Source organism: Streptacidiphilus jiangxiensis (genome assembly GCF_900109465.1).
Taxonomy (GTDB): domain Bacteria; phylum Actinomycetota; class Actinomycetes; order Streptomycetales; family Streptomycetaceae; genus Streptacidiphilus; species Streptacidiphilus jiangxiensis.
Genome location: NZ_FOAZ01000038.1, coordinates 25,144 through 49,871 on the forward strand (window position 1 = coordinate 25,144; position 24,728 = coordinate 49,871).

Genomic DNA, 24,728 nt, shown 5'->3' on the forward strand with positions numbered 1-24,728 from the left:
GGATCCGGATCCGGATCCGGGGAGGGGGGTCATTCCACCGGGCCGAGGTGTCGGGTGCGTGCCGTTCCCTCGCCGTCGGCGACGGCGCGGGAGGTGCCGAGGTTCTGCCGGACCGACTCCAGGATCGTCAGGCCCTGCCCGACCAGCCCGGCCGCGATCTCGCCGAGGCCGTCCGCGCCGTTGAGCACGTTGACGTTGGCGCCGGCCAGACCGCCCGCCGCCTCCTTCACGATCAGCGGGAGCTGGTCGATCAGCATCCGGTCGAGGGCGACGCGGTCGTGCGACGCCGCCGCCTCCGCCTGGATCTTCATCCGCTCGGCCTCCGCCAGCGCCAGCACCCGGATCCGCTCCGCCTCCGCCTCGGCGGGGCGTACGACCTCGGCGACCAGTTGCTGCTCGCGCAGCTCGGCGGCCCGCTGGGCCAGTTCGGTCTGGGCCGCCAGCACCTCCTGCTGGGCGTGCGCGGCGGCCAGCGGACCGGCCTGCGCGGCCTGCGCCTGGGCGCGTTCCACCTCGGCGCTGTACTGGGCCCTCACGATCGCCGTCTGCCGGGCGTACTCGGCCTGGTTCCGCGCCGCGGCCTGCTCCGCCTCGGCGGAGGCCTGGGTGGCCTGCGCCTGGGCGATCTTCGCCTGCCGCTGGATCGCGGCCTGGTGCGGGGCCGCCATCGCCGCGATGTAGCCGGTCTGCCCGTCGTCGATCGACTGGATCTGCAACGAGTCGACGATCAGGCCGATCTTGGCCATCTCGGCCTTGGAGGTCTCCAGCACCTCCGTGGCCAGCTTCTGCCGCTCGGTGACGATCTCCTCGACCGTCATCGAGCCGATGATCGCCCGCAGGTGACCGGCGAAGATCCTCCCGGTCAGCACCGACATCTGGTCCTGGTCGGACAGGAAGCGCTGGCCCGCGTTGACGATGCTCTCCGTGTCGTTGCCGACCTTGAACGCGATCACCGCGCGCACCGTCAACGCGATGCCCTGGTGGGTGACGCAGTTCTCGTCCACCTCCGCCTCGCACATCGCCAGCGTCAGGAAGCGGGTCTTGCGGAAGACCGGCGACACGAACGTGCCGTGGCCGGTGACGACGCGGAACGGCGCCGCACCCATCCCCCGCCGGCCACCGGAGATCAGCATCGCCTGGTCCGGAGCGGGAACTCGATAGCCGAACATGCTCATCTCCTCGGGCGACAGCGCCCCCGCGGGATCCGATCAGGCCGCCGGTGGCGACCCGCTCCTCCGGACGGCGCCGCGTCCGAGGCACTCGATCGAGCCTCGGCCTGCGCTGCCCCGGGCCGAAGGGGAATCCACTGGGGAGTACATGCCGATTCGGAGATCAGGGGTGTGTCACTCCCATGGTGCACCCGGCGAGGCGCTGGGCGGCAGGGTCGCGGGCACGTTCTTTGCCGTGGCGGCAACTTCGCCGCACGGCCCCCGCGACCACCCCCGCCGGACACCCTCAGGTCCGGCCGTTCCGGGTAGTCCCTCGGGGATCGCGGTCCCGGGACATCCCCGTCGCCGGGCGGTCCACGGGTCACGCGGCGGGTGTGATGCCGGTCTTGACGAAGATCTGCCGGGCCGAGTCGGAGGCTCCGGCCAGCACCGCCGCGGCCATGGCGGCCTGGGCGGCCGTGGGGTCGGTGTCGGGAGGGACGACCAGGAGCAGGAAGTGGTCATGGTCGCCCCGGGTGAGGATCACCGTGTCGTCGCCGACGGGGAACCAGTCGATGTGGACGACACGATCGTCGACGATCATCCGTCCCGGCACCTGGTCCCACGCGGCGGCGTCCAGGCCCACCCGCTCGATCGGCCCCACGGACTCCGCCACCGCCGTGATCAGGGCCGGAAGTTCCGCGGCCAGGTCGCGTGAGCGCGGCCACCAGGCCCCGTCGTGGGCCCCCAGCCGCGAGGCGGTCGTCTCCAGCCGCAGGACCACCGCGCCAGGCGCGTGCGGCCAGTCGCTCGTGTCCGGCAGCAACCTTCCCGCTGCCGGTGTCGAAGGATCGACATTCATGGAACACCGCCCGTCCGCCGCGGACCGCCGCGCCCGAAGGCCCCCGCCGACCAGCCGCCAGGCCGATCCGCCGACCCGCCGAGCCGCTCCAGGGCCCCATTCCACGCTACTCCGGCAGGGCCGGAGTAGCGTGGCTGCCGGCCGGCCGTGCCAGGCCAACAGGACGTCGTGGCTCCCGGTGTGCCCGGGTCCGGCGGTGTCCACGGACGGACGGACCCGGAAGCCCGTCAGCCGTCGGCCACCGGCCGGTCGGCGCCATGCCGTCCGTCCTGTCTCATCCCGGCGCGAACTGCCCGGTCCACTCCGACGACCGGGGACCTGGGCTCGGTTGCCCCCGCGCCCTGGCATTCCGTCGAGGTCAGAGACGGGTCCTGCCGACAGCGGGGTGGGTACCGGTGCGGGGAGCGGTCATGTCGAGCAGGATCATGGCGTCGTGGTCCGGGGTGCCGGGTTCGGCGACGTAGATGCCCAGGCGCTGGCCGGGGGTGCCTTCGAGTTGCATGCCCTGGAAGGAGAGGGTGATCTCGCCGACCTGGGGGTGGTGGAACGTCTTCGGCTTCTGCGCGTGGCGGGCTCGCGCGACGTCGTAGCGGTCCCAGAGTTTGGCGAAGTCGGCGCTCTTCAGCAGGAGTTCGCCGACGAGTCCGGCCAGGTCGGGGGCGTCGGGGTCGGTGCCGGCCAGGGCGCGCAGGCGGGCGACGCAACCGCGGATCTGGGTGGACCAGTCGGCGTAGAGGTCCGGGGCCTGGGGGTGGAGGAAGAGGTACCGCGCAAGATTGCGTTGCCGGACCGGCCACTCCTCGATCCCGGAGTACAGCGCGAGCGCGCCGGGGTTGGCGGCTAGCAGGTCCAGGGTGCGGCTGGTGACGTAGGCCGGGCTCGGTCGCAGGTTCTCCAGCAGCAGTCTGACCTTGGGGCTGACCGTGCGGCTCGGGGCGACCGGAGGCACGGGCGCGTGACGGGCGGCGCGGACGGCGAGGTTGCGCAGATGGCTCTGCTCGTCCTCGTCCAGCTTGAGGGCGCGACCGAGTGCCTCGACCACGGCCAGGCTGGGGTGGGTCTCCCGGCCGCGCTCCAACCGGGTGTAGTAGTCGATGCTCACCCCGGCCAGCGCGGCGACCTCCTCGCGGCGCAGTCCCGGGGTACGCCGCACACCGGCCCCAGGGGTGAAGCCGACCTCGGCCGGGGTCACCTGGGTGCGCCGGGCGCGCAGAAAGCGCCCCAGCTCCGTGCCGCCGCTGTCGGACTGCTGCCGCGCTGGTGCCATGGCACCAGTGTGGCCCGCGCGCGACGTGGACGCCGCCATCCAGGGGGGCCGTGCCGCACCCCCTCTCGCGCTCCCCGGAACGGCTCGCCCTGCCGCGTGGCCGTCCCGCCGGGCACGGTTTAAGAAGAGAGCAGATCAGTGATCCACGATCCGCCTCACCGTGCGGGACCGCGCGAAGGCCAAGGCGCGTGACAGCAGCAGAGGCGCCGCGAACCGCGACCCGCGGACCACCCCGAAGCCCCGAAAGCCCCCGCAGCCCCCGAGGAACAGGCCCCCGAAATGCGCGCAACACTGCTCTACCAGGCCGGCGACATCCGCGTCGAGGACGTCTCCGACCCCAAGCTCCAGCAGCCCACCGACGCGGTCGTCCGCATCGTGGCCGGCTGCGTCTGCGGCAGCGACCTGTGGCCCTACAAGTCCGCGCCGCTCACCGACACCCCCCGCCACATGGGCCACGAGTTCATCGGCGTGGTCGAGGAGACCGGCACCGAGGTGACAACCGTCAGGTCCGGCGACCTCGTCGTGGTCCCGTTCACCTATTCGGACGGTACCTGCGAGAACTGCCGCCGGGGCCTGACCACCTCGTGCCGCCACGGCGGAGCCTGGGGTGTGGGCGGTCTCGACGGCGGGCAGGGCGAGGCCGCCCGCATCCCGTGGGCCGACGGCACCCTCGTCAAGCTCCCCGTCGGCGAGGACTCCGAGCTGCTGCCCGACCTGCTGACCCTCTCCGACGTGCTGTGCACCGGCTACCACGCCGCCCGCACCGCCGGGGTCCAGGCGGGCGACACCGTCACGGTGATCGGCGACGGCGCGGTCGGCCTGTCCGCGGTCATCTCGGCGAAGCTGCTCGGCGCCGAGCGCATCATCCTGATGGGCCGTCACACCCAGCGTACGGACCTCGGGCGCGAGTTCGGTGCCACTGACGTCGTTGCCGGACGCGGCCAGGACGGCGTCGAGGCCGTGCGCGAGCTGACCGGCGGCTTCGGTACCGACCAGGTGCTGGAATGCGTCGGCCTGAAGGACGCCCTCCTCCAGGCTGCCGGCGTGGTCCGCGACGGCGGCGTGATCAGCCGTGTCGGCGCCCCGCAGTACCCCGAAGTGCCTTTCGGCTTCCCCGAGTTCCTGCGCAACATCACCCTCACCGGCGGCGTCGCACCCGCCCGCGCCTACATCGACGAGCTCATGCCGCACATCCTGAACGGCGACATCCACCCCGGCCGCGTCTTCGACCGCACCGTCCCCCTGGACCAGGTCGCCGAGGGCTACCGCCTGATGAACGACCGCGAGGCCCTCAAGGTCCTCGTCCGCCCGTGAAACCCGCTTCGAAGCACAGCAAGGACATGACCATGGAACGAGTGACCTTCCAGAACAAGGGCAACACGGTCGTCGGCAACCTGTTCCGGCCGGACGGCTTCGAGCAGGGCATGCGGTACCCGGCGATCGTGGTGACCCACCCCTTCGGCGCGGTCAAGGAGCAGGTCTCCACGACCTACGCGAAGCTGCTGGCGGCGCAGGGCTTCGTCACCCTCGTATTCGACGCCTCCTACCAGGGTGAGAGCGGCGGCGAGCCGCACTTCTCGGAGTTCCCCGCCTCCCGCGTGGAGGACATCCGCTGCGCGGTGGACTTCCTGAGCAACCACCCCGACGTGGACGCCGACCGGATCGGCGCGCTGGGCATCTGCGCGGGCGGCGGCTACACCGTCAACGCTGCGCAGACCGAGCTGCGGATCAAGGCGGCGGCGGGCGTGAGCACCTTCAACATCGGTGCCGCCCGCCGCGACGGCGTCGGCCCGCTCGGGGCGCAGACCGCGGAGTACCGCACCGGCCTGCTGGAGCGGTCGGCCAAGGCCCGCACCCGCGAGGCGGCCGGTGGCGAGGTCGAGATGTTCTCCCTGATCGCCGACAACCCGAGGTTCGACATGAACGACCTGTCGACGATCCCCGCGATGTACCTGGAGGGCTACAGGTACTACTCGGAGATCGACCCCAACCCCCGGTTCATGGGGACGTTCGCGTTGTCCAGCCTGAGCCAGCAGATGGCCTTCTTCCCGTTCGAGGGGATCGAGCTGATCTCCCCGCGCCCGCTGCTGCTGATCGCCGGCTCCGAGGCCGACACCCTCTCCTACAGCCAGGACGCCATCGCGAAGGCGAAGGAGCCCAAGGAACTCCATGTCCTCGACGGCGCCTCCCACATCGACCTGTACTGGAACCCCGACCACGTCCCGCAGGTCGCCGAGAAGCTCACCGAGTTCTTCACCAAGCACCTGTGAGCGATCGATCGCCCGAGAGCTGACCACGGCTCACATGGGCATGGCCGGGGGCAGGTGGAGACCGGGGACCAGGCCCGGGTGCCCGGGGACGAAGCAGGCGAAGCCGATCAGGGCGACCCCTGCGACGAGGCTGAACACCTTGCCGTGGCGCCATGTCTTCTCCAGGAACACCACCACGGCCAGGCCGGCCATCCAGGCGAGGTTCATCACCCCGACCACGATCAGGACGACCATCAGGCCCCAGCAGCAGCCGACGCAGTACCCGCCGTGGTACAGGCCGACCCGCAGGTCGCGCAGACGCCCCGAGTAGGTGCCGAAGTGCAGGAGGAAGCCCAGCGGTGAGCGGCAGTGGCGCAGACAGCGGTCCTTGAGCGGGGCCAGCTGGTAGAGACCGGCCCCCGCCAGCACGACGGCGCCCACCCAGGGCGCGGCATTCGGGGCCCTGGCCGCGAGTTCGCCGCCGGCCCAGGCCGCGGCGAACGCGGCCAGACCGAAGGCCTCCCAGGCACACAGGTAGCCGATCACCAGGCCGGTGCTGCGGCCCGCGCGCCTCCAGCCTCTCGCCTGCGACCGCAGCGTCCGTAGATAGAGCGATACGACGGGCGCGACCGAAGGGAGCATCATCGCGGCCATCATCAGGCCCCACAGGGCCAGGAACCCCCACAGGTCCCTGCCCATCGTGCCCGGGCCCGCCGCCATGCCGGACGCGCTGCGGACCGTCAGGATCCAGGCCAGTGCTGCGGCCGCGAGCAGGGCCGCCCAACTCGCCGGGGCGACGGCCCGCCGGACCGACGTCGGCGACATTCAGGCCGCCCAGGAGAACGGCGCCGAGAAGGCGTTCTTCCCTTCGTTCTCGAAGGCGAGGCCGAACGCGTTCACCCGCGACCTGGTCGCGGTTCCGGCTGCGAGGGTGTCCGCGGGGAAGCCCACCCCGCTGACCCGGACGCCCTTGCCGGTCGCGTCCAGCGGAGAGACGAAGTCCTCGACCTCCAGGTCGACCGCGTCGCCGATCCTGACGCGGTGGCTGCGCCCGTCGTCGGCGTACTCGATCCGGGCGACCTCCAGCCCGAGCATCTCACCGACCAACGGACCGAGGCCCGCCATCGGACCGCCCCGCTGGCCGGAGAAGACCCCACCGAGCGCCTCCGCCTGAGCCGGCGAGGCCGCCTCGTCCATGAAGAGGCCCATCCGCCAGCCGCCCTCGCTCATGAGGGGTGGGGTGTCGGCCACGACGCCGACCGTCAGACCGCTCACCTCCACGTCGTCGACCTGACCGGAGGCGACGTGGAACGCCAGGACGACCAGACACCGGTCGTGGTCCGCAGGCGCCGAGAGGCCGGATGTCGAGCAGGGGCAGACCATGTCGCAGTTGCAGTTCTCGAAATACGTCCCTTCGATGTGCCATGCCATCGGAAGCTCCTTCCTCTTCCTGAGGCACACTTCTGGTCCCTCATTCTCCGCTCCCGGCGATCACCGGGCAACGGTGGTTCGCTGGAGACAAGGCGTCCTCCGGAAGGGAGCGGTCCCATGTCAGTCGAAGCGCCACGACCGCGGTTCCCGGGCGAGAGCGAGGAGTACCGGGCCGCCCGCGAGAGATTGCTCGAGGCCGAGGTCGGCCTGCGCCGTCAGATCGAGGCCGTGGCGGAGCTGCGGCGCGGTCTGCCGCCGGGTGGGGAGGTCCCCTCGGACTACGTGTTCGAGGAGTGGGACGAACAGGCGCAGGCGCCACGCGAGGTGCGGATGTCCGAGCTGTTCGGCCCGCACGAGACCCTGTTCCTGTACAGCCACATGTTCAACCCGGGCGAGACGGGCACACCGCTGGAGGCACCCTGCCCGCTCTGCACCTCGATCATCGACGGGATCGACGGAGCCGTCCCGCACATCAGCCAACGCATCGCGTTCGGCGTCGTCGCGAAGGCCCCGCTCGAACGTCTCCGCGCGCATGCGCGGCGGCGGGGCTGGCGCAACGCCCGACTGCTGTCCTCGGCGCACTCCCGCTACAACCGCGACTACCTCGCCGAGACCTCCGACGCCGACCAGTACGCCATGGCGACGGTCTTCACCCGCCGGGACGGCGCCGTCCGCCACGTCTGGAGCAGCGAGCTGTGGTTCGTGCCGCCCGAATCCGGGCAGAACCCGCGCCACGTCGACTTCATGTGGCCGCTCTGGGCGGTGCTCGACCGCGGCCCCGAGGGCCGCGGCCAGGAGTGGTGGCCCGAACTGGAGTACCGCTGAGCCCGGAGGGTTCAGTCCGCGGCAGCCGGACCGTCGATCTGGCGCACGACCACCAGGCGCACGGTGCCGTGTGCGGATGCACGGTCGCCGTCCGGCGCCGTCGCGTACACCGTGCCGACGTGCCTCCGGATCACGTCGAGCAGCGCCAGATCCTGGGAGACGAGTTCGAGCCGGGAGATGCCGTCCGAACGCTCCCGAGGCTCGGTCACCTCGTGTTCCTGGGGCGCGGCGGAGCTCGCGCCGAGCAGGATCGGCGCGTAGGCCTCTCTGACCAGGGCTGCGATCCGACCCACGGTCCCCGGATCACCAGTGATCCGGACGTCCAGGACCGGTTCGGCCACCCCACCGTCCTCACCCACCAGGATCCGCGTCTGCACGTGACCGGCCGTCGTGCCCATCCCTGTCTCCTGTCGCCCTGTCTCCAGTGGTGGCGTCCCCGGACCACACTGGGGCGACCGGCGGCCGGGCGCACCTGGGGTGACCTGGGCGGGTGTCGGTCCACCGGGCCGAGGTGTCGGGAGTGTGCCGTTCCCTCGCCCTCAGCGACAGCGCTGAGGGGCCGAGGTTCTATCGGACCGAGTCCAGGATCGGCCGGGCCCGACGTCTGGCCGCTGTGCTCTCCCGCTGCTCCCGCTGCTCCCGGCCACGCCGGAATCGGGGGGCCCGGAGTCGGCCCCGTGCGACCCGATGCGGAGTAGGCTGACAGTACCGAGGGTTTTCCGAACACTGGCTGCAGTGCCCCTGTCGTTCTCGGCGAACGCCGACGCCGGGCCTGCGCGCAGGCCCGAAGACGGGACCGCGCACCATGTCCGTGCCACTGCTGCGACCGCCCTCCGTGCCCCTCCCCCCGCCGCGGGCGGAATCTCCCCCACTGCGCCTCGTGCTGCGGCCCGCCGCCGGCGGCGGCGGCCTCCGCGTCGGTGCCCTGGACGGCGCCTGGTGGCCCCGCTCCGACGACCTCCAGCATGAACTGCCCTCTCTCGTAGCCGTGTTGGACCGGGAATGGGGACGCATCACCCGAGTCGCCGTCAACCCGACCCACTGGCAGCCCCTGCCGCGGGAGGTCTCGGCACAGGGACACGTGGTCAAGGTCGGCTGGTTCACCACCGAGCAGGATCCTCACAAGCTCCTGCTCCTCTCCTACCGCATCGGCCGCTGGGACCTGCTCGTCGTCCCGCCGCGCACCAGCCAGGCGTCCGCCGCGCGACTGATGGCCGCCGCCGCCGATCCGGCCGGCGCACCCTCCGCGAGCGCCCTGATCGCGGCCGAGGACGGCCGTCGCGACACCGAGACCCCGCCCCGCGACACCGGCGCGGAGACCGCATGGGAGTCCGAAGGCGGCGCGCCCGTGTCGGCAGCGCTGGTCATGCCGATCGGGCCGGTCCGCGTGTCCGGGGGAGGGTGAGAACGATGGCAACCCTCTTCACCGTCCTCGCGCTGGCTGCGATGTTGTGCGCCTGCGTCATGCTGATCCAGCGCACCAACGCCCGGCACACCAAGCGCCGGCCTTGATGCCGGAGAAGGCGGTCAGCACCATGAGCACGCACCCCGCCCCCGCACCCACGCCCGGTCCGCAGGCCCGACCCTGGCTGCGGTTGGCCCTGACCTCCGACGGTCCACGGTCCCGGCTCAGCGGGGCATGGTGGCCTCACTCACGCAATCTCTCCGATCAACTCCCCTACCTGATCGCAGAGTTGGACGGCGTCTGGGGTCGCATCACCCGGGCCGCCGTCCAGGACACCGCCTGGACCGAGCTGAGCCACAGCGTCCCGGCCGGATCCCACGACGTACGGGTGAACTGGTACGACCCCCTCCAGGACCCCCACGCGATCACCCTCTTCTCCTACCGCATCGGGGAGTGGGAACTGCTCGTGGTGCCACCGGAGAGCTCCCGCCGCCGGGCGCACCAGCTCATGACAGCCGCCACGCACCCCGGCAACCAGCGGACCGCCCGCGCGCTCGTCCACGACGGTCCCGCGGCACCTCCGGCCACCGCGCCACGCGCACACATTCACATCCTCACCCGGCGCGCCCACAACGCCGAACCCACCACCGTCGCCTCCCCGCCACCCGCCACGACTCCCTGACAGGGCAACGACAGCGAGGAGAACGCACCTTGCCAACCCCGGCAGCCGTCATCACCACCATGACGAGCGACACGTACCACTCCCGGGAGGACTGCAAGCTCTTCCTGGCGGGCCAGGACACCGCGCGCGCAAGCGGCGGAGTTGCTCCCACCGTCATCCTGATCCCGCTCGGCGAGGCACTGGCGCACCGCCATCCCTGCCCCGGATGCCTGCGCTGAGAAGCTGAGAGGGAGGCCCTCGTGGAACAGCAGGCTGACCCCTATCGACCCGCCGTTGTCCGCTTCGCCGGCGACGTGGAGGTGGACGGACGGACCTTCAGCGACAACATGCGCCTGGCCGTCTGGATCCAGGGCGACTGGATCCACGTCCGGGTTCCCGGCACGGCAGCACCGCACTACTGCCTGCCCGTCCATGCGGTGGCAGGGGTGCACTGGGAGGACTGACAGGGGGCCAGGTTCGACCGGTCAACGCCATTCGATCATGAACAGGGTGGCGTCGTCGCTGGTCCTGCCGCCCCGCTTCTCCTTCAGACTGTGGGAGAGCGCACGCACGATCGGCCGCACGCCCGCGTCGCTCCGCTCCACGTGGTTGACGGCGTCGATGAGCTGCTCCTCGCCGAACTGCTCCCCGCCCGCGCCGCGTTCCTCCACCAGGCCGTCCGTGAAGCACAGGACCTGGTCACCGTGGAGCAGCGCCCGCTCGCTCACCACCGGCGCCTCGCCACCGAAGCCCACCGGCAGCGTGGTCGCGCCCTCCAGCCGCTCGACGACGACGCGGTCCCGGATCAGCAGGGGCGCGGGATGGCCCGCGTTCACCCACTCCAGGAGGCCGGTCTCGGTGTCCAGGCGCATCATCTGCGCGGTCACGAAGTGGTCGGGCCCGAACTGTTCGGCGATGGCGCCGTCCATGAAGGAGTAGATGTCGGCCAGGCCGATGTCGGCGCGCCTGGCATGCCGGTAAGCGCCGATGGCGACCGTCGCCATCGTGGCGGCGTCCAGCCCGTGACCCATCGCGTCGATCGTGGCGACGTGGAGGAGGTGGTCGTTCAGGGCGTAGTCGAAGCTGTCGCCCGCCACCTCGTACGCGGGTTCGAGGATGCCGGCCACGGCGACGCGGGGGACGGACATCGAGAGCGGGGGCAGCAGGGACCACTGGATCTCGGCGGCGACGCTCATCGGTTCGAGGCGCCGGGTCTGGCACAGCCGGTCGGTGTAGCCGTTCTTGGCGAGCAGGAGTCCTGCGGCCAGGCCGGCGAACCGGTGCAGCATCCTTCTGACGGCGTCGTCCACGGCGTCCACCGTGAGTGCCATCACTCCGACCTGGTTGCCGCTGTCCGACAGGGGCAGGTACACGCGCACACCGTCTTCCTGCGCGACCTCGGCGCGGGCGCCGCCCAGGAAGGTGGCGCCTGCGATGGTGCCGAGGATCGGTTCGGGTGTTCCGACGCTCAGCCCGCCGTCCGGGAGCGGAACCAGCGCCGTCTGCCCGTAGTCCGGCAAGAGGATCGACAACTCCCGGCCGCCGAACCGGCGCGCGGTGCCGACGAGCAGGGGAGCGAGCAACTGGGGCGGCAGGTCCTGGGCCATGTCCAGCATGGTTCCCAGCAGGCGCTCACCGAGCCCGGCCGGGCCCGTTGGCTCCGCCCCGGAGGGCCACCACTCATCGCTCATTCTCGGCCACCGTCCGCTTCGTCCCCGTCCGCGCGGGCACCGACCGACCTCGATCGACTCAGGCGCGGTTCACCGGCCGGTCCTTCCATTACGCCCGACATCAGCGCATCGCGCCTCCGCAGCGGCCCTCGCCGGTCCACCCACCCGGGTCACCCGGAGCAAGCAGGCTGCGGCGAGCGCGGGCGGAGTACGATGGACACAACCGAGGAAGCGCTATCCCACCAACAGTCGCGCTGGTGCCGCCCTAGGTCATGACAGGTCCGCTCGCGGACCGGACGGGCGACCACCCATGGCGCCGATGAACCTGGCTTCCTATCCCCCTCCTCTGCGGCAGGACGCGCTCGGCGCCCCGCTCCTTCCCCGGCTGTTGCTCGAAGCGACGCTGTCGCGCACCGGCCTGTTCGACGGCGCATGGTGGCCGCGTTCGCGGCATGTCCGGAACGAGTTGCCCGACCTGGTCACCGCACTCTCCGCCCACCTGGGCAGCGTCCTGCGAGTCGGCCTCGACACCGTGACCTGGGACGAAGTCCCCCGCACGGTCACCGTGGACGGCCGCGTGGTCCGGATCAGCTGGTTCTCCGGCTGCGACTGGACCATCAGTCTCACCCGCGGCTTCCAGGACCACTTCCTGCTCCTGGTCATCCCGGCGGCAACGGACGCACGCACGGCGTCAGCCGCGATGGAAGGAGCCGCCATGCTCGGCAACCGCAGGACCGCGGCCCAACTGCTCACCTCAGGTCTGTTCGACTGATGCTCGGGCATCGCACCGTGGTTGACGACAGATCAGCGGACACCTTGACCGGATCCGGGGTGGCTGGGGTTCAGCGGGGCTGCCCGGCGGTCGGGGCTGGACGCCGGCCGAGGAGTTCCGCAGCAGGTCGGTGGTTCTCGGTCACGGAGGCCTGGGCCATCGCGGCCGACGCTGTCCGGTCGTCGGTCCCGGGCGGGACGACCAGGAGCAGGAAGTGGTCCTGGAAGCCGCGGGTGATGCTGACCGTACCGTCGCACCCGGCGAACCAGTTGATCCGCACCACCAGGCCGTTGGCCATGACCGTGCGGGGAACCTCGTCCCAGGCGCCGATGTCGAGGCCGACCCGAAGGATGCGCCCGACGTGTGCGGCAAGCGCGGTGATCAGGTCCGGCAGCTCGACCCGGACGCGGTTCGAGCGCGGCCACCAGGCGCCGTCGAACATGCCGGAGCGCGACAGCGTCGGCTCGAGCAGCAACCTGGGCAGCAGCGGGGCCCCGAGGGCGTCCGCACCCAACGGCGGAGTCAACGGCGGAGGCAACGACGAAGCAGGGAGGGAAGTCGGCGCCATGGAAGGCCGCCCGTCCGGTCCGTGAAACGGACCTGTCATGACCCAGGGCGGCACCAACGCGGTTGCTGGTGGGAAGGCGCTTACTCGGTACCTCCCACCCTACTCCGGCCAGGCCACCGGGGGCCGCGAACGTCAGCAGGCACGTCAGGCCGCGCCGGCACCGGTCTCCGCCGTGATGCCTGCCTGCTCCAGGAGTTGGACGACGGCGCGGCGCTGCTGAGGCAGGACGAGCGTGACGACCGTGCCGGGCGCCCCGGCGCGGGCGGTGCGTCCACCGCGGTGGAGATAGTCCTTGTGGTGCCCGGGCGGGTCGACGTTGACCACCAGGCCGAGGTCGTCGACGTGGATGCCGCGGGCCGCGACGTTGGTGGCGACCAGGGCCGTGACCCGGCCCGCCTTGAAGTCCTCCAGCGTCCGCGAGCGTTGGGCCTGCGACCGGCCGCCGTGCAGGGCGGCCGCAAGGACCCCGCTGTCCAGCAGGTGCTGGGTGAGCTCGTCGACGACGTGCCGGGTCTCCAGGAACAGGAGGACCCGCTCGCCACGGGCGGCGATCTCGGTGACCACGGCTCGCTTGTCCGCGGCGGCGACGTCCAGGAGGCGGTGCTCGGTCGCGGCGAGCGCGTCGGCCGAGGGGTGGACCTCGTGGACGACCGGATCGGTGAGATACCGGTCGACCAGCTCATCGACGTCCCGGTCCAGGGTGGCGGAGAACAGCAGGTACTGGCCCCCAGGCGGAACCCGGTCGAGCAGGGCGGTGATCTGGGGCAGGAAGCCCAGGTTTGCCATCTGGTCGGCCTCGTCCAGCACGGTGACAGTGATCCGGTCCAGACGGCAGTCACCTCGTTCGACGAGATCCGCCAGCCGGCCCGGCGTGGCGACCACGACCTCCGCCCCGGCCCGCAGCGCGCGGGCCTGTCCGCTGATCGACCGGCCGCCGACCACACTGACCACCCGCAGACGCAGCGATCGGGCGTAGGGGGTGAGCGACTCCGTCACCTGCTGGGCGAGTTCACGGGTGGGGACCAGGACCAGGACGAGCGGCCGGCGGGTGCTGCCCCGCTGCCCTCTGCTCCGGGCCAGCACGGCGAGCCCGAACGCGAGGGTCTTCCCGGAGCCGGTGCGCCCGCGCGCGAGGACGTCGCGCCCGGCGAGACCGTCGGGGAGGGTGGCGGCCTGGATCGCGAACGGCGCGGAGATGCCCTGGTGGGCGAGTTCCCTGACCAGGGCGGGCGGCAGCCCCAGGCCCGCGAAGGACTCACCGGACCGGTCCGGCAGTGTCGGGTCGTTCCTGGGGTGCGGGCCATTCATGGCAGAGCCTTCCTCGAGCGGGCGCGTCGAGGAATTCGCGGCCGGCGACTGCGGCGCGAATTGCAGAACGAACCGGAACAACGGAAACGGCGCCGAAAATCATCTTTTTCTCGGGGCGTGGAGGCATCCCGGGCCGACAAAATGACAAAAACTCCGGGCCGCTCGACCGGCAGAACCCGGGCCGGGCTCCGAAAAGGTGGTGCCGCGCGCGAGAAGCGCGCGAAAAGCAGACGCGGCCGGGGCCCGCACCCCTGGGATGCGGGCCCCGACCGCGTCGGACGCGTCGGCGTCAGGCCGGGATGATGTTCTCCGCCTGCGGGCCCTTCGGGCCCTGGGTGACGTCGAAGGTCACCTTCTGGCCCTCGGCGAGCTCACGGAAGCCCTGGGTGGCGATGTTCGAGTAGTGGGCGAAGACGTCGGGACCGCCGCCCTCCTGCTCGATGAAGCCGAAGCCCTTCTCCGCGTTGAACCACTTGACAGTGCCGGATGCCATCTTGAATCTCCTTCAGGGGCAATACCCGGGAACCGCACTTTGCGGACCCGCGGTCGCCGCGATGATTGCCCCGTCCGGAAGCACCGGAATTACAAAAGCACCCCGATCGGCCCTGGGAGCACGAGCGGGGACTCGAAATTTTTGGGAACCACAACTGCAACTGATATCGACAGTAGCACGGAAAGCCATCGAACCGACGACCGCGCGGAGGCGGATGTGCGTCTTTCCGAGATCCCCGACGGAGGTTCCACCCGGCGGCCCTAGCCAGACACCCCCCTCGTGCGCGAAGCTTCCAGGGAAGGCCCACGGCAAGCACGCGCCATGCAGCGCTCGCGTTCTCGTCAAGACGGCTCCCGCCGATGCTCACACGAGAAGGTGCCTCGTGCTCCGAACTCCAAGCCCACGCTGTCCTGCCCTGGTCCCGATGGCGGCACTCGACGGGCTTTCTCCGACTGCGGTCCGGTGACCACCGACGACGGCGCCCGGTTCCGTCCCGAACGGCTCGCCGTGGCGGAGGCCTCCGACGCCGCCGACGGGTGGCGCTTTCTCACCGTCGACAACCTCGCGCCGAACGGCCACGCCGACGCCCTGCGCTACGAGAAGGCACTCGATGCCTTCGACCGCGCCGCCGGCGACCTTGAATGTCGGCATCGGGGCCGTCGCCACGGCCTCACCTTCGGCATCCGCGGCGACGACGCCGAGCAGCGCATCGCCTGGCTCCGGACGCGCCTGGAGGAGCTCAGGCCACCGACCCTGCCGGGCCACGGCACGTGGGACATCCGCGACGGAGCACGCTGAGAGCCCGACGGAACGCGCCTCTCCCCGGCTCCGCCCGGCGAGGCCGGGCGCTGCCGAACCACAGACCACCCGCTTGGCGGGAAACCGACAGGACACCGCCACGGCGCGGTGCGCGAGAGAAGGCCCACATGCGGGACCCTTATGGTGCAAGCGACTTCGACATCTACACCGCTCAGAGCCTCCACACCCGTCAGCAGGCCCGCCTGCTGGTGGCCTCGAAAGCACGGAGCTCTGAGGACTGCCTCGACCTCCTCCACGCCCTGGACCTGATCGACGCCAATGCGGCGGGGATCACCCGCCGGTGCCCCCGCTGCGGCACCCCGCACGAACGCTGGGGCAACAGCGCGCGCAGCCGCTTCTGCTCCGGCGGCTGCGCCGACATGCAGCCGGACGGCGCATAGGGACGACCCCAGGACACAGGTCGGAGGCCGTTCCCACCGAGGGGTGGGGATGGCCTTTCGTTCGTGGCGATACTCGTCGCACCGGGGCGGCGCCACTGCCACGCTGTCGACATGTCCCCAGAGACCTCCCCCCGCCCCACTGCACCGGACCCGTTCCGGCGGACACGGAGCCCACCGGGCCTCGCCGCCGGCTCGATCGCCGCGATCCGACCGCACGACGGTCGTTCCGACCCGTTGCCGAGTGGTGAAGTCCCTGCGAGGATACGCGTCGACCGTCGTTACGGCCCGGTAACTTCCCTTTAGAGAAGGGGTGTTGCCCTGCGCCGAGCCCAGCTGACGCCGATTCGAGGGAGCACCACATGACCGGAGTTCGCCGCGTCGCCTCGCGTGCCGTGCTTGTCGCGATCGCGCTGACCTGCCTGGCCGGCACCACGGCGACGCCCGCCCTGGCCGACCAGACGGCGGGGTACTCCCACGACAGCAGCATCGGGCTGACGGCCACCGACTGGATGGCCCGGTTGCCCGACTCGACGCTGCTGAGCGAGTTGTCCCTGCCCGGCACCCACGACAGCGGCGCCTCCGTCTTCGGCGGGGACATCGCCTTCACGCAGTCGATGGACCTGCCGACGCAGTTGAACTCGGGGATCCGGGCCTGGGACATCCGGCTGGGCGAGTCCTCCGGTCGCCTGGAGCTCTTCCACGGCGTCGCCCGGCAGGGGCAGGACTTCCAGAACGACGTTCTCGCCACCGCCGACGCCTTCCTGCGAGCGCACCCCACCGAGACGGTGCTGATGCGCGTGAAGGAGGAGCAGACCGTCACCGACTTCGCGGCCCAGGTGCACGGCTACCTCGCCGCCGACCCGCGCGTGTACCGCGGCACCGGCGACGATCCGCAGCTGGGCGACATCAGGGGCAAGATCGTCGTGCTCCAGGACTTCTCCTCCCCGGACCGGGAGGGAATCCCCTGGGCCAACAGCGGCTGGTCGGTCCAGGACAACTACACCCTGTCCAACAACTGGGCCCTGGCCGACAAGTGGCACAGCGTCTCGGCTCAGTTGGACGCCGCCGCATCCGGACCGGACACCGAGACGTACGTCAACTTCCTCAGCGGGTCGGGCGGATCCTTCCCCTACTTCGTGGCCAGCGGCCACTCCAGCCCCGGGACCGGCGCACCCGACCTGCTCACCGGCTGGACCCGGGGCATCATCAACTCCTGCGGCTCGTCGTCCAGCTGCATCCCGGAGTATCCCAGCGTGAACTGCTTCTGGGGTACCTGCTCGGTGGCCTTCCAGGGCGTGAACGTCATGGCCATGGAGCGGATGGATGCGGCGTCCGGCACACACCACCGCTACGGGATCGTCTACGCCGACTTCCCCGGGGCCGGCCTGATCCAGGACGTCATCAACGCGAACTCCGGCTCCGCCGGCTGACCTTCGCGCACGCGACGTCAGTCACCGCAGACCACGCGCAGATCGTGCAGAGTGGCGGCCAGGGCGCCGGCCAACAGGGCGAGGCAGCAGCCCACGGCCACGGAGATCAGGTCGGGGTCGGGGCGGCCGAGGCAGGCGGTGAGCGCCACGGCCCCGGTCAGCAGGCTGCCCGCGGTCAGACTCCACAGGCCGAGGCGCAGGCTCGCGGCGGACGGCGGGACGAGCACGGCGCCGCCGACGTCCGAGACCGCGCGGCAGGCCTGGACCGCGGCCGCAGCCAGGGAGAGCCACCAGCAGCCGACCGCCAGGTGCTCCCACAGCCCGGCCGGCCCCGTGTCGACCCGCGCGAGCGCCACCACGCCTGCCCCGAGCAGCACGGGAACGCCGAGACGACGGACGGCGCGACCCGCCAGAACGCGCAGCGCGCCCGCCGAGAGCTTCGGGCGCGGCGCGGCGAGCGCGAGGCCGAGCAGCAGCAAAGCGGCACAGGCGCGCGCGGGCCAGGGCCCGCCCGGCGCGTCGGCGAGGCGGGTGCCCTGCTCCCCCACCGCGTGGCCGAGCAACGCGGTGAACAGCGCGACCGCGAGGCCGAGCGTCGCGGCGCGCCCGAGGCGCCGGTCGCGGGCGCCGGCGGATCGAACCTCAGTGGACCCGGACTCGCGGGACCCAGCCTCGGCAGGCCCAGCATCGACAGGTGCGCGGTCGACAGGAGTGAGGTCGACAGGCCAGAGCACCGGGTGCAGCCACAGGTCCGCGGCGCCGCGTAGCGCGTCGGACCAGCCGCGCCAACCAGCCGCCCGGACCTCCTCGACCATGGACTCGCCCCAGCGGTCGCGGAAAGCGGCCGGGTAGAGCCGCACCAGGCGGTCGGCGACACTCATGCCGGGCTCACCCCCAGACTGCGCAGCCCTGCGGCGGCCACCTTGGCCATGGACCGCAGCTCCCGTTCGAGCACCGCCCGCCCCGCCGCGGTCAGGCGCACGGGGCGCTGCCGGCCCGACTCCTCGACGGGCTCGACCGGCTCGACGAGCCCTTTGGCCTCCAGTCGGGTGAGCGCACCGTAGAGGCTGCCGGGCCCGAGGCGCTCCCCCACCAACTGCTCGATGGCCGCATTCACGGCGTAGCCGTGCAGCGGGCCGTCGGCCAGGGCACAGAGCACCAGCGTCTGGGCGTCGTTGGCCTGCATGCCGTCCGCCTCCCTCCGTTCGCCTGCACCCAGATTACTACGCATGGCGTAGTACGCGGCGTGTACTATTGCGTCATGCCGAACCGCCCCGACCCGCCGTCGGCCGCCGACGCCGACGTGACGCTCCCCGCCGGTGATCCCGCCCGGGCCGCGGTGCGCCGGGCAGCGCGGGACGGCCTCGCCGCGGCTGTGCTCTTCACCGCCTTCGCCGAGGCCACCTCTCACATCCGAACCGTGCGCGCGGGTAACCCGTGGCAGGACGACCCCTACGACGCCGTGGTCTCGTTCACCCTGTTCCTCGTCCCGGCCCTGGCGGCGCTCGCCGCCGCCCGGTCCGTCCTGCTGCGACGGGACGAGCCGCAGCCGGGCTTCCGGATCGGTCAACTCCTGCGCGCCTGGGGCCTGTCCGCCGCACTGATCGCAGCCACCGCGCTCACCGACTGGACGGCCGTGGCGTTGCGCGCCGACCGAGGCCACTGGAACGCCGTGACGCCCTGGATCGTCGCGTCCCTGACGCTCCCCACGGCGGCAGCCGCTGTGGCGGGCGCGCGGGTCCTGCGAGCTCGCCGGCTCCTGCCACCGGGCCTGCGCGGGCCCGGGAGGGGTGCGGTGGCGGGCGACTGGCTCGACGATCTGGCGCCCCTGGCCCGGGAGCTGGCCGCGCACCTCCCGGCGCCGTGGACGCGCGCGGTGGACGGGGCCGTGACACACCGGCGCTTCACCTCCGCCGTGCGGTTCGGCCGCCGGCACGTCGTGGGACTCGCCGGGGCGGCGGCCGGGCTCGGCGGCGCGCTGCTGGCGGCAGCGGAGGCCGTCGGCGAAGGCTGGACCGACCCGCTGCTCTGGCTCACCGCCGCGTTCGTCCACGCGGGCGGGTTCTTCGCCTTCGCGATGCTCTGCAACGCGACACTGTCCATTGCCGTGCCCCGCACGACCGGCCGCACCCACGGGCCCGCGCGGGCTACGCGAACCGGGCGGGCCGCGCGGGCCGGGCGCCGCGCGGTCACCGCGGCGGCTCTCGCCGTGCCGCTCAGCGGAGCCCTTCGGGCGCCGCTCCGTCCGCTGATCGGCCGGATCGACACCGTGCCGGCCCTCGCCGAACTGGTCCTCGCCGGTGCCGCCGTCGCGGGCGTGCTCACCTTCGTGGTCGCTGTCGCACTCGGCTCCGACTGAGGCCCGTTCGGTTCGGAGGCGTGCCCGGGGTGGCTCCCCTCCGTCGCCGACGCCGGCGGACTGCTGCCAACACTAGAGCAGTGGGCCTGCGTTGAGCCGGCCACCCGCTGCCGTAGCGTGGCTGCATGGATCTACGCATCTTCACCGAACCCCAGCAGGGTGCCGACTACGAGACGCTGCTGCGGGTGGCCCGGACCGCCGAGGATCTGGGCTATGACGGGTTCTTCCGTTCGGACCACTACCTGAAGATGGGCGACGCGGACGGACTGCCGGGGCCCACCGACGCCTGGATCACGCTCGCGGGCCTGGCACGGGAGACCTCCCGGATCCGCCTGGGGACGCTCATGACCGCCGCGACCTTCCGGCTGCCCGGGGTCCTCGCCATCCAGGTGGCGCAGGTCGACCGGATGAGCGGCGGCCGCATCGAACTCGGGCTCGGCGCAGGCTGGTACGCGGCCGAGCACACCGCCTACGGCATCCCCTTCCCGGCCGCCAAGTTCGGCCGACTGGAGGAGCAGCTCGCGATCGTCACCGGGCTGTGGCGGACCAAGCCCGGCGAGACCTTCGACTTCGACGGCCGCCACTACCAGCTCAAGGACTCCCCTGCGCTGCCGAAGCCCGCGCAGGAGCGGGTTCCCGTCATTGTCGGGGGTATGGGCGCGCAACGCACGCCTGAGCTCGCCGCCCGGTTCGCCGACGAGTTCAACCTCCCCTTTGCGTCCGTGGCCGACAGCGCCACCCAGATCACCCGCGTCCGCGAGGCCGCCACCGCGCACGGCCGGGCGCCGGACTCCTTGGTCTACAGCAACGCACTGGTCGCCTGCGTGGGCCGCAACGACGCCGAGGTGGGCCGCCGCGCCGCCGCCATCGGACGGGACGTGGCGGAGCTCAGGGAGAACGGTCTGGCCGGCAGTCCCGCCGAGGTGGTCGAGAAGATCGGCCGGTATGCCGAGACCGGCAGTACCAGGATCTACCTGCAGATCCTGGACCTTGACGACCTGGAGCACGTCGCGCTCATCGCGGATCAGGTGATGCCGCAGCTGAGTTGAGCCTCCTGGGCTCGAAGCCGGCCGAGCGGGCGGGCCCCGGGCAGGTCCGGGCCGGGCGACGTAGGGCTAGCCCTACCCCCGGCCCGGTGACTCGCCCCATGGTTCCTGGGATGCCGCTCCAGCAGGCTGGACGCGAGGGCGCAAGCCCCTGTCCAGCAGGCCGTCGAGCACACAGTCGAGCACTCAGGAGTCCCCAGTGACCACCTCCGTATCGAGTCCCCCGGCCCGGGGCAGCGACTCGCACGCAGCAGTCGCGGCCCGCGCACGCGGGCTCACCAAGGCGTACGGCAGCGGCGAGACGCGGGTGGTCGCGCTCGACGCGGTGGACGTCGACATGCCCCGCGGGCGGTTCACCGCGATCATGGGCCCGTCGGGGTCCGGCAAGTCGACACTGATGCACTGCCTGGCCGGTCTCGACACCGCCTCCAGCGGCCGGATCTGGGTCGGCGAGACGGAGATCACCAAGCTCAAGGACAAGCGGCTGACCCGACTGCGCCGCGACAGCATCGGCTTCGTCTTCCAGGCGTTCAACCTGCTGCCCACGCTGACGGCGCTGGAGAACATCACGCTGCCGATGGACATCGCCGGCCGCACGCCCGACCGTGCCTGGCTGGACCGCGTCGTGACGACCGTCGGGCTCGCCGGACGGCTGAAGCACCGCCCGGCGCAGCTCTCCGGAGGCCAGCAGCAGCGTGTGGCCGTGGCCCGGGCGCTGGCCGCGCGCCCCGAGATCATCTTCGGGGACGAGCCGACCGGGAACCTCGACTCCCGTGCCGGAGCCGAGATCCTCGGCTTCCTGCGCCGGTCGGTCGACGAGCTCGGCCAGACCATCGTCATGGTGACCCACGACCCGGTCGCCGCCTCCTACGCCGACCGCGTGCTCTACCTCGCCGACGGCCGCATCGTCGACGAGATGCACGCCCCGACGGCCGACGCCGTCCTGGAGCGGATGAAGTCCTTCGACTCGCGCGGGCGGACGTCATGACCGTGCTGCGGACCTCCCTGCGCAACTTCCTCGCGCACAAGGGCCGGATGGCCCTCTCCGCGGTCGCGGTGCTGCTGTCGGTGGCGTTCGTCTGCGGGACGCTCGTCTTCACCGACACCATGAACACGACCTTCGACAAGCTCTTCGCGACCTCCGCCTCCGACGTCACCGTCAGCCCGGCGAAGGTGGACAACGCGCAGCAGACCGGGACGCCGGACAGCCTGCCCGCCTCGCTGCAGGCCGGGCTCGCGCGGGTCCCCGGCGTGGCGGCGGTCGTGCCCGAGGTGACCAGCCAGCAGGCCACCGTCGCCGACAGCCACAACCAGGACATCGGTTCCACGACCGGCGCGCCGACCATCGTCGCCAACTGGAACCCGACCCGGACCAGGACCGTCGGCATCACCTCCGGCCACGTCCCGCTCGCCCCGGGTGACGCCGTGCTGGACGCCGACACCGCGGCCGAGCACCACCTGCGCATCGGCGACACGCTCCGCGTCATCGCCGGTCCCGGCGACTTCAAGGTGACCGTCACGGGCATCGCCACCTTCAAGACCACCAACCCCGGCGCGGCCGTCCTCTACCTCGACACCCCGACCGCGCAGCAGGGGCTGCTGGGCTCCCGCACCGCGTACACCGACTTCGCCCTCGACGCCGCGCCCGGCGTCAGCGACGACCAGCTCAAGGCACGGGTCGACGCGGCGATCGGCCACGGCTACCAGGTGCAGACGGCCGCCGAGCTGAAGGCCCAGAACCAGAAGGACATCGGTTCCTTCCTGGGCCCGATGAAGGACGTGCTGCTCGGCTTCGCCGGGATCGCGGTCCTCGTGGGCGTCTTCCTGATCGTCAACACCTTCTCCATGCTGGTGGCTCAGCGCACCCGCGAGATCGGACTGATGCGCGCCATCGGTTCCAGCCGCCGCCAGGTCAACCGCGCGGTGCTGGTCGAGGCGGTGCTGCTCGGCGTCGTCGGCTCCGTCGCCGGGATCGGCGCGGGCATCGGCCTCGCCGTCGGCCTGATGAAGCTCATGGGCGCGTTCGGGATGCACCTGACCACCGCGGATCTGACGATCAAGGCGGCGACGCCGCTGATCGGCCTGACCGTCGGCGTCGTGGTGACGGTGGTGTCCGCGATGCTGCCCGCCCGCCGCGCCGGAGCGATCTCCCCGATGGCCGCCATGCGCGACGCCGGCACCCCGGCCGACGCCCGCGCGGGTCGCGTCCGTGCGGCGCTCGGAGTGCTGCTCACGGCGGCGGGCGGGACCGCCCTCGCGCTGGCCGCGACCGCCTCCTCGGCGTCGGCGGGCTCCGGGCTGCTCGCGATCGGCGTGCTGCTGACACTCGTCGGCTTCGTCGTCGTCGGCCCGCTGCTCGCCGGGATCGTCGTGCGGATCCTGGGCGCCGTCACGCTGCGCTGGTTCGGCCCGGTGGGGCGGCTCGCCGAGCGCAACGCGCTGCGCAATCCGCGTCGCACCGGAGCCACCGCGGCCGCGCTCATGATCGGTCTGGCGCTGGTCGCAGGGCTGTCGGTGGTGGGCGACTCCATGGTCGCCTCGGCGACCGCCCAGATGGACCGGTCCGTCGGCGCCGACTTCATCATCCAGGCCGGGAACGGCAATCCGATCAGCCCGGCCGCCGCGAAAGCGATCCACGCGGCCGGCCACCTGGCCCATGTCACCGACCGCACGGACGTCGTCGCGACCGTCACCGCCCCCGACGGCACGAAGGACCGGACGGTGATCGCGGCCGCCACGCCGTCCTACACCGACGACCTCCAGGCCAGGACCGTGCAGGGGCGCCTGATCGACGCCTACGCGCCCGGCGCGATGTCGGTGCCCGAGGGGTGGGCCAAGGCCCACAAGGTCGCCCTCGGCGACCGGCTCGACGTCGCCTTCACCAGCGGCAGGACGGCGCGGCTCACCGTGAACGCGATCACCTCGGACGACACGGTCTTCGACAAGGGCGCGATGTACATGAACATCGCCGACGCGAGGACCTACCTCCCCGCGGACAGGTTCCCGGCAAACGACATGATGTTCGCCGCGGCGCTCCCCGGCCAGCAGAGCCAGGCGGCCGCCGCACTCAAGGCCGCCACCGCGGACTACCCGCAGGTCAAGGTCCGCGACCAGGCCGACTACAAGAACATGATCCAGCAGCAGCTGGACCAGTTGCTCAACATGATCTACGCCCTGTTGGCTCTCGCCATCGTGGTCGCCGTCCTCGGTGTGGTGAACACCCTCGCCCTCTCGGTCGTCGAGCGCACCCGTGAGATCGGCCTGATGCGCGCGATCGGGCTCTCCCGCCGCCAGTTGCGCCGGATGGTCCGCCTGGAGTCGGTCGTCATCGCCCTGTTCGGCGCGGTGCTCGGTGTGGGCCTGGGTATGGGGTGGGGCGTCGCAGCCCAGAAGCTGCTGGCCCTGTCGGGACTGGGAGTGCTCAGCATCCCGTGGACCACGATCGGCGTCGTCTTCCTCGGCTCGGCGCTGGTGGGCCTGTTGGCCGCGCTCTTCCCGGCCTTCCGCGCCGGCCGGATGAACATCCTCAAGGCCGTCGCAACGGACTGATCAGCCCTCCTGACAGGTGGTCCCGTTCCCGCCGTGGTGACGCCCGGCGGGAACGGGGCGGCGCGCCGCGGCCTGACCGGTGCAGGTGCCCGACCAGCGTCAGCCGGTCGAGGTGCCTCCGGTCTGGGCGGAGGCGTACAAAGCCGCCGCCTGGGTCGCGGTCAGGGCGTTGTTGAACACGGACACCTCGTCCAGGTCCTCCTTGCCCGGGTCCTTGGCGGTACTGCCGATCGAAGCCCTGCCCAGGGACACGCTGGCGGCGATCGTGCCCACCGACTGGCCGTCGGCGTAGACGGTGATCTGGCTCCCGTCGTCGACGAAGGACACATAGGTCCACGCGTTCAGCGGCGCCTTGTAGTTGACCGTCCAGTCCGACGCGCCGTACTTCGTGGCACCCAACTCCCCAGTGCCGTTCCACTGCTGGACCTTCAAGGCCATCGTCGAGCTCGACAGCAACGACACACTCGCATTCGACGCGGTCGGCTC

General features: G+C 71.8%; 27 protein-coding genes and 1 pseudogene. 15 read left to right on the plus strand and 13 right to left on the minus strand.

All coding sequences use genetic code 11. From position 1 onward, the window contains the following. Positions 1-29: 29 nt before the first annotated feature. From BMY61_RS40180 to BMY61_RS40190, 3 genes are all read right to left on the minus strand, one after another. Positions 30-1,169: an SPFH domain-containing protein gene (locus BMY61_RS40180; protein ID WP_042443417.1), complete on the minus strand. Its 1,140-nt coding sequence runs from the start codon at positions 1,167-1,169 to the stop codon at positions 30-32. Positions 1,170-1,530: 361 nt separating this feature from the next. Next, the gene (locus tag BMY61_RS40185; RefSeq protein ID WP_042443415.1) at positions 1,531-2,010 is read right to left on the minus strand and encodes a DUF5994 family protein; all 480 of its coding nucleotides are present in this window, start codon (positions 2,008-2,010) and stop codon (positions 1,531-1,533) included. 358 nt (positions 2,011-2,368) lie between these two features. Next, positions 2,369-3,277 (minus strand): helix-turn-helix transcriptional regulator, encoded by a 909-nt coding sequence (locus tag BMY61_RS40190; protein ID WP_042443413.1) that lies wholly within the window; start codon positions 3,275-3,277, stop codon positions 2,369-2,371. Positions 3,278-3,556: 279 nt separating this feature from the next. Between BMY61_RS40190 and BMY61_RS40195 the strand changes: the two genes are divergently transcribed. Both BMY61_RS40195 and BMY61_RS40200 read left to right on the plus strand, forming a co-directional pair. Continuing rightward, on the plus strand, positions 3,557-4,591 hold the full coding sequence (locus BMY61_RS40195; RefSeq protein ID WP_042443410.1) for a zinc-binding dehydrogenase: 1,035 nt from the start codon (positions 3,557-3,559) through the stop codon (positions 4,589-4,591). 32 nt (positions 4,592-4,623) lie between these two features. Then, complete coding sequence (locus tag BMY61_RS40200; protein ID WP_052438382.1) at positions 4,624-5,547, plus strand: alpha/beta hydrolase; 924 nt, start codon at positions 4,624-4,626, stop codon at positions 5,545-5,547. Positions 5,548-5,577: 30 nt separating this feature from the next. On the opposite strand, the gene BMY61_RS40205 is transcribed toward BMY61_RS40200, so the two are convergent. Next, positions 5,578-6,351, minus strand: a complete 774-nt coding sequence (locus tag BMY61_RS40205) for a DUF2182 domain-containing protein (protein WP_042443405.1) — start codon at positions 6,349-6,351, stop codon at positions 5,578-5,580. Next, a complete protein-coding gene (locus BMY61_RS40210) occupies positions 6,352-6,957 on the minus strand; it encodes a DUF1326 domain-containing protein (protein WP_042443403.1) in 606 nt (201 codons plus the stop codon). Between the two features lie 117 nt (positions 6,958-7,074). Between BMY61_RS40210 and BMY61_RS40215 the strand changes: the two genes are divergently transcribed. Continuing rightward, a complete protein-coding gene (locus tag BMY61_RS40215) occupies positions 7,075-7,782 on the plus strand; it encodes a DUF899 family protein (protein WP_042443402.1) in 708 nt (235 codons plus the stop codon). An 11-nt stretch (positions 7,783-7,793) separates the two neighbouring features. On the opposite strand, the gene BMY61_RS40220 is transcribed toward BMY61_RS40215, so the two are convergent. After that, entirely contained in the window at positions 7,794-8,180 is a 387-nt protein-coding gene (locus tag BMY61_RS40220; RefSeq protein WP_042443400.1) for a hypothetical protein, read from the minus strand. Between the two features lie 482 nt (positions 8,181-8,662). On the opposite strand from BMY61_RS40220, the gene BMY61_RS40225 reads away from it, so the two are divergent. The 4 genes from BMY61_RS40225 to BMY61_RS40240 all read left to right on the plus strand — a co-directional run bounded on the left by BMY61_RS40225 (position 8,663) and on the right by BMY61_RS40240 (position 10,312). Next, a complete protein-coding gene (locus BMY61_RS40225) occupies positions 8,663-9,187 on the plus strand; it encodes a DUF5994 family protein (RefSeq protein ID WP_236655882.1) in 525 nt (174 codons plus the stop codon). 130 nt (positions 9,188-9,317) lie between these two features. Continuing rightward, entirely contained in the window at positions 9,318-9,869 is a 552-nt protein-coding gene (locus BMY61_RS40230) for a DUF5994 family protein (RefSeq protein ID WP_143094760.1), read from the plus strand. A gap of 29 nt (positions 9,870-9,898) precedes the next feature. Continuing rightward, complete coding sequence (locus BMY61_RS40235) at positions 9,899-10,087, plus strand: hypothetical protein (RefSeq protein WP_042443396.1); 189 nt, start codon at positions 9,899-9,901, stop codon at positions 10,085-10,087. Between the two features lie 21 nt (positions 10,088-10,108). Further along, positions 10,109-10,312, plus strand: coding sequence for a hypothetical protein (locus tag BMY61_RS40240; protein WP_042443394.1), 204 nt, complete (start codon positions 10,109-10,111; stop codon positions 10,310-10,312). Between the two features lie 21 nt (positions 10,313-10,333). On the opposite strand, the gene BMY61_RS40245 is transcribed toward BMY61_RS40240, so the two are convergent. Beyond that, positions 10,334-11,539, minus strand: coding sequence for a PP2C family protein-serine/threonine phosphatase (locus BMY61_RS40245; RefSeq protein WP_042443392.1), 1,206 nt, complete (start codon positions 11,537-11,539; stop codon positions 10,334-10,336). Between the two features lie 298 nt (positions 11,540-11,837). On the opposite strand from BMY61_RS40245, the gene BMY61_RS40250 reads away from it, so the two are divergent. Beyond that, positions 11,838-12,290, plus strand: coding sequence for a DUF5994 family protein (locus BMY61_RS40250; RefSeq protein WP_236655881.1), 453 nt, complete (start codon positions 11,838-11,840; stop codon positions 12,288-12,290). Positions 12,291-12,360: 70 nt separating this feature from the next. On the opposite strand, the gene BMY61_RS40255 is transcribed toward BMY61_RS40250, so the two are convergent. The 3 genes and pseudogenes from BMY61_RS40255 to BMY61_RS40265 all read right to left on the minus strand — a co-directional run bounded on the left by BMY61_RS40255 (position 12,361) and on the right by BMY61_RS40265 (position 14,659). Next, positions 12,361-12,804, minus strand: coding sequence for a DUF5994 family protein (locus BMY61_RS40255; protein WP_052438380.1), 444 nt, complete (start codon positions 12,802-12,804; stop codon positions 12,361-12,363). Between the two features lie 216 nt (positions 12,805-13,020). Next, a pseudogene (locus BMY61_RS40260) lies at positions 13,021-14,247 on the minus strand (DEAD/DEAH box helicase); the annotation flags it as partial. Between the two features lie 208 nt (positions 14,248-14,455). Next, positions 14,456-14,659, minus strand: a complete 204-nt coding sequence (locus BMY61_RS40265; RefSeq protein WP_042443388.1) for a cold-shock protein — start codon at positions 14,657-14,659, stop codon at positions 14,456-14,458. Positions 14,660-15,121: 462 nt separating this feature from the next. Between BMY61_RS40265 and BMY61_RS40270 the strand changes: the two genes are divergently transcribed. The 3 genes from BMY61_RS40270 to BMY61_RS40280 all read left to right on the plus strand — a co-directional run bounded on the left by BMY61_RS40270 (position 15,122) and on the right by BMY61_RS40280 (position 17,288). Then, a complete protein-coding gene (locus tag BMY61_RS40270) occupies positions 15,122-15,457 on the plus strand; it encodes a hypothetical protein (protein WP_042443386.1) in 336 nt (111 codons plus the stop codon). Between the two features lie 128 nt (positions 15,458-15,585). Next, positions 15,586-15,858, plus strand: a complete 273-nt coding sequence (locus tag BMY61_RS40275; RefSeq protein ID WP_042443383.1) for a DNA gyrase inhibitor YacG — start codon at positions 15,586-15,588, stop codon at positions 15,856-15,858. A gap of 359 nt (positions 15,859-16,217) precedes the next feature. Continuing rightward, on the plus strand, positions 16,218-17,288 hold the full coding sequence (locus BMY61_RS40280) for a phosphatidylinositol-specific phospholipase C (RefSeq protein ID WP_052438377.1): 1,071 nt from the start codon (positions 16,218-16,220) through the stop codon (positions 17,286-17,288). Between the two features lie 17 nt (positions 17,289-17,305). Here BMY61_RS40280 and BMY61_RS40285 read toward each other — a convergent pair whose 3' ends face one another. Both BMY61_RS40285 and BMY61_RS40290 read right to left on the minus strand, forming a co-directional pair. Next, a complete protein-coding gene (locus tag BMY61_RS40285; protein ID WP_042443381.1) occupies positions 17,306-18,169 on the minus strand; it encodes a hypothetical protein in 864 nt (287 codons plus the stop codon). Further along, positions 18,166-18,474, minus strand: coding sequence for a PadR family transcriptional regulator (locus BMY61_RS40290; protein ID WP_042443379.1), 309 nt, complete (start codon positions 18,472-18,474; stop codon positions 18,166-18,168). The genes BMY61_RS40285 and BMY61_RS40290 overlap by 4 nt, the downstream gene beginning before the upstream one ends. Positions 18,475-18,549: 75 nt before the next feature. Between BMY61_RS40290 and BMY61_RS40295 the strand changes: the two genes are divergently transcribed. From BMY61_RS40295 to BMY61_RS40310, 4 genes are all read left to right on the plus strand, one after another. Then, complete coding sequence (locus tag BMY61_RS40295; RefSeq protein WP_042443376.1) at positions 18,550-19,647, plus strand: hypothetical protein; 1,098 nt, start codon at positions 18,550-18,552, stop codon at positions 19,645-19,647. Positions 19,648-19,772: 125 nt separating this feature from the next. Further along, on the plus strand, positions 19,773-20,696 hold the full coding sequence (locus BMY61_RS40300; RefSeq protein ID WP_042443373.1) for an LLM class F420-dependent oxidoreductase: 924 nt from the start codon (positions 19,773-19,775) through the stop codon (positions 20,694-20,696). Between the two features lie 196 nt (positions 20,697-20,892). After that, entirely contained in the window at positions 20,893-21,681 is a 789-nt protein-coding gene (locus tag BMY61_RS40305; protein WP_042443371.1) for an ABC transporter ATP-binding protein, read from the plus strand. After that, positions 21,678-24,242: an ABC transporter permease gene (locus BMY61_RS40310; protein WP_042443368.1), complete on the plus strand. Its 2,565-nt coding sequence runs from the start codon at positions 21,678-21,680 to the stop codon at positions 24,240-24,242. The genes BMY61_RS40305 and BMY61_RS40310 overlap by 4 nt, the downstream gene beginning before the upstream one ends. A gap of 99 nt (positions 24,243-24,341) precedes the next feature. On the opposite strand, the gene BMY61_RS40315 is transcribed toward BMY61_RS40310, so the two are convergent. Then, positions 24,342-24,728, minus strand: a 387-nt coding sequence (locus BMY61_RS40315) for a LamG-like jellyroll fold domain-containing protein (protein ID WP_218162007.1), incomplete at its 5' end; no start/stop codon positions are given.

Excerpts from the sequence above, each read along its gene's own strand:
- BMY61_RS40180 (WP_042443417.1), bottom strand. The coding sequence starts at position 1,169 with ATGTTCGGCTATCGAGTTCCCGCTCCGGACCAGGCGATGCTGATCTCC.
- BMY61_RS40185 (WP_042443415.1), bottom strand. The coding sequence starts at position 2,010 with ATGAATGTCGATCCTTCGACACCGGCAGCGGGAAGGTTGCTGCCGGAC.
- BMY61_RS40190 (WP_042443413.1), bottom strand. The coding sequence starts at position 3,277 with ATGGCACCAGCGCGGCAGCAGTCCGACAGCGGCGGCACGGAGCTGGGG.
- BMY61_RS40195 (WP_042443410.1), top strand. The coding sequence starts at position 3,557 with ATGCGCGCAACACTGCTCTACCAGGCCGGCGACATCCGCGTCGAGGAC.
- BMY61_RS40200 (WP_052438382.1), top strand. The coding sequence starts at position 4,624 with ATGGAACGAGTGACCTTCCAGAACAAGGGCAACACGGTCGTCGGCAAC.
- BMY61_RS40205 (WP_042443405.1), bottom strand. The coding sequence starts at position 6,351 with ATGTCGCCGACGTCGGTCCGGCGGGCCGTCGCCCCGGCGAGTTGGGCG.
- BMY61_RS40210 (WP_042443403.1), bottom strand. The coding sequence starts at position 6,957 with ATGGCATGGCACATCGAAGGGACGTATTTCGAGAACTGCAACTGCGAC.
- BMY61_RS40215 (WP_042443402.1), top strand. The coding sequence starts at position 7,075 with ATGTCAGTCGAAGCGCCACGACCGCGGTTCCCGGGCGAGAGCGAGGAG.
- BMY61_RS40220 (WP_042443400.1), bottom strand. The coding sequence starts at position 8,180 with ATGGGCACGACGGCCGGTCACGTGCAGACGCGGATCCTGGTGGGTGAG.
- BMY61_RS40230 (WP_143094760.1), top strand. The coding sequence starts at position 9,318 with ATGAGCACGCACCCCGCCCCCGCACCCACGCCCGGTCCGCAGGCCCGA.
- BMY61_RS40245 (WP_042443392.1), bottom strand. The coding sequence starts at position 11,539 with ATGAGCGATGAGTGGTGGCCCTCCGGGGCGGAGCCAACGGGCCCGGCC.
- BMY61_RS40250 (WP_236655881.1), top strand. The coding sequence starts at position 11,838 with ATGAACCTGGCTTCCTATCCCCCTCCTCTGCGGCAGGACGCGCTCGGC.
- BMY61_RS40265 (WP_042443388.1), bottom strand. The coding sequence starts at position 14,659 with ATGGCATCCGGCACTGTCAAGTGGTTCAACGCGGAGAAGGGCTTCGGC.
- BMY61_RS40275 (WP_042443383.1), top strand. The coding sequence starts at position 15,586 with ATGCGGGACCCTTATGGTGCAAGCGACTTCGACATCTACACCGCTCAG.
- BMY61_RS40280 (WP_052438377.1), top strand. The coding sequence starts at position 16,218 with ATGACCGGAGTTCGCCGCGTCGCCTCGCGTGCCGTGCTTGTCGCGATC.
- BMY61_RS40285 (WP_042443381.1), bottom strand. The coding sequence starts at position 18,169 with ATGAGTGTCGCCGACCGCCTGGTGCGGCTCTACCCGGCCGCTTTCCGC.
- BMY61_RS40290 (WP_042443379.1), bottom strand. The coding sequence starts at position 18,474 with ATGCAGGCCAACGACGCCCAGACGCTGGTGCTCTGTGCCCTGGCCGAC.
- BMY61_RS40295 (WP_042443376.1), top strand. The coding sequence starts at position 18,550 with ATGCCGAACCGCCCCGACCCGCCGTCGGCCGCCGACGCCGACGTGACG.
- BMY61_RS40300 (WP_042443373.1), top strand. The coding sequence starts at position 19,773 with ATGGATCTACGCATCTTCACCGAACCCCAGCAGGGTGCCGACTACGAG.
- BMY61_RS40310 (WP_042443368.1), top strand. The coding sequence starts at position 21,678 with ATGACCGTGCTGCGGACCTCCCTGCGCAACTTCCTCGCGCACAAGGGC.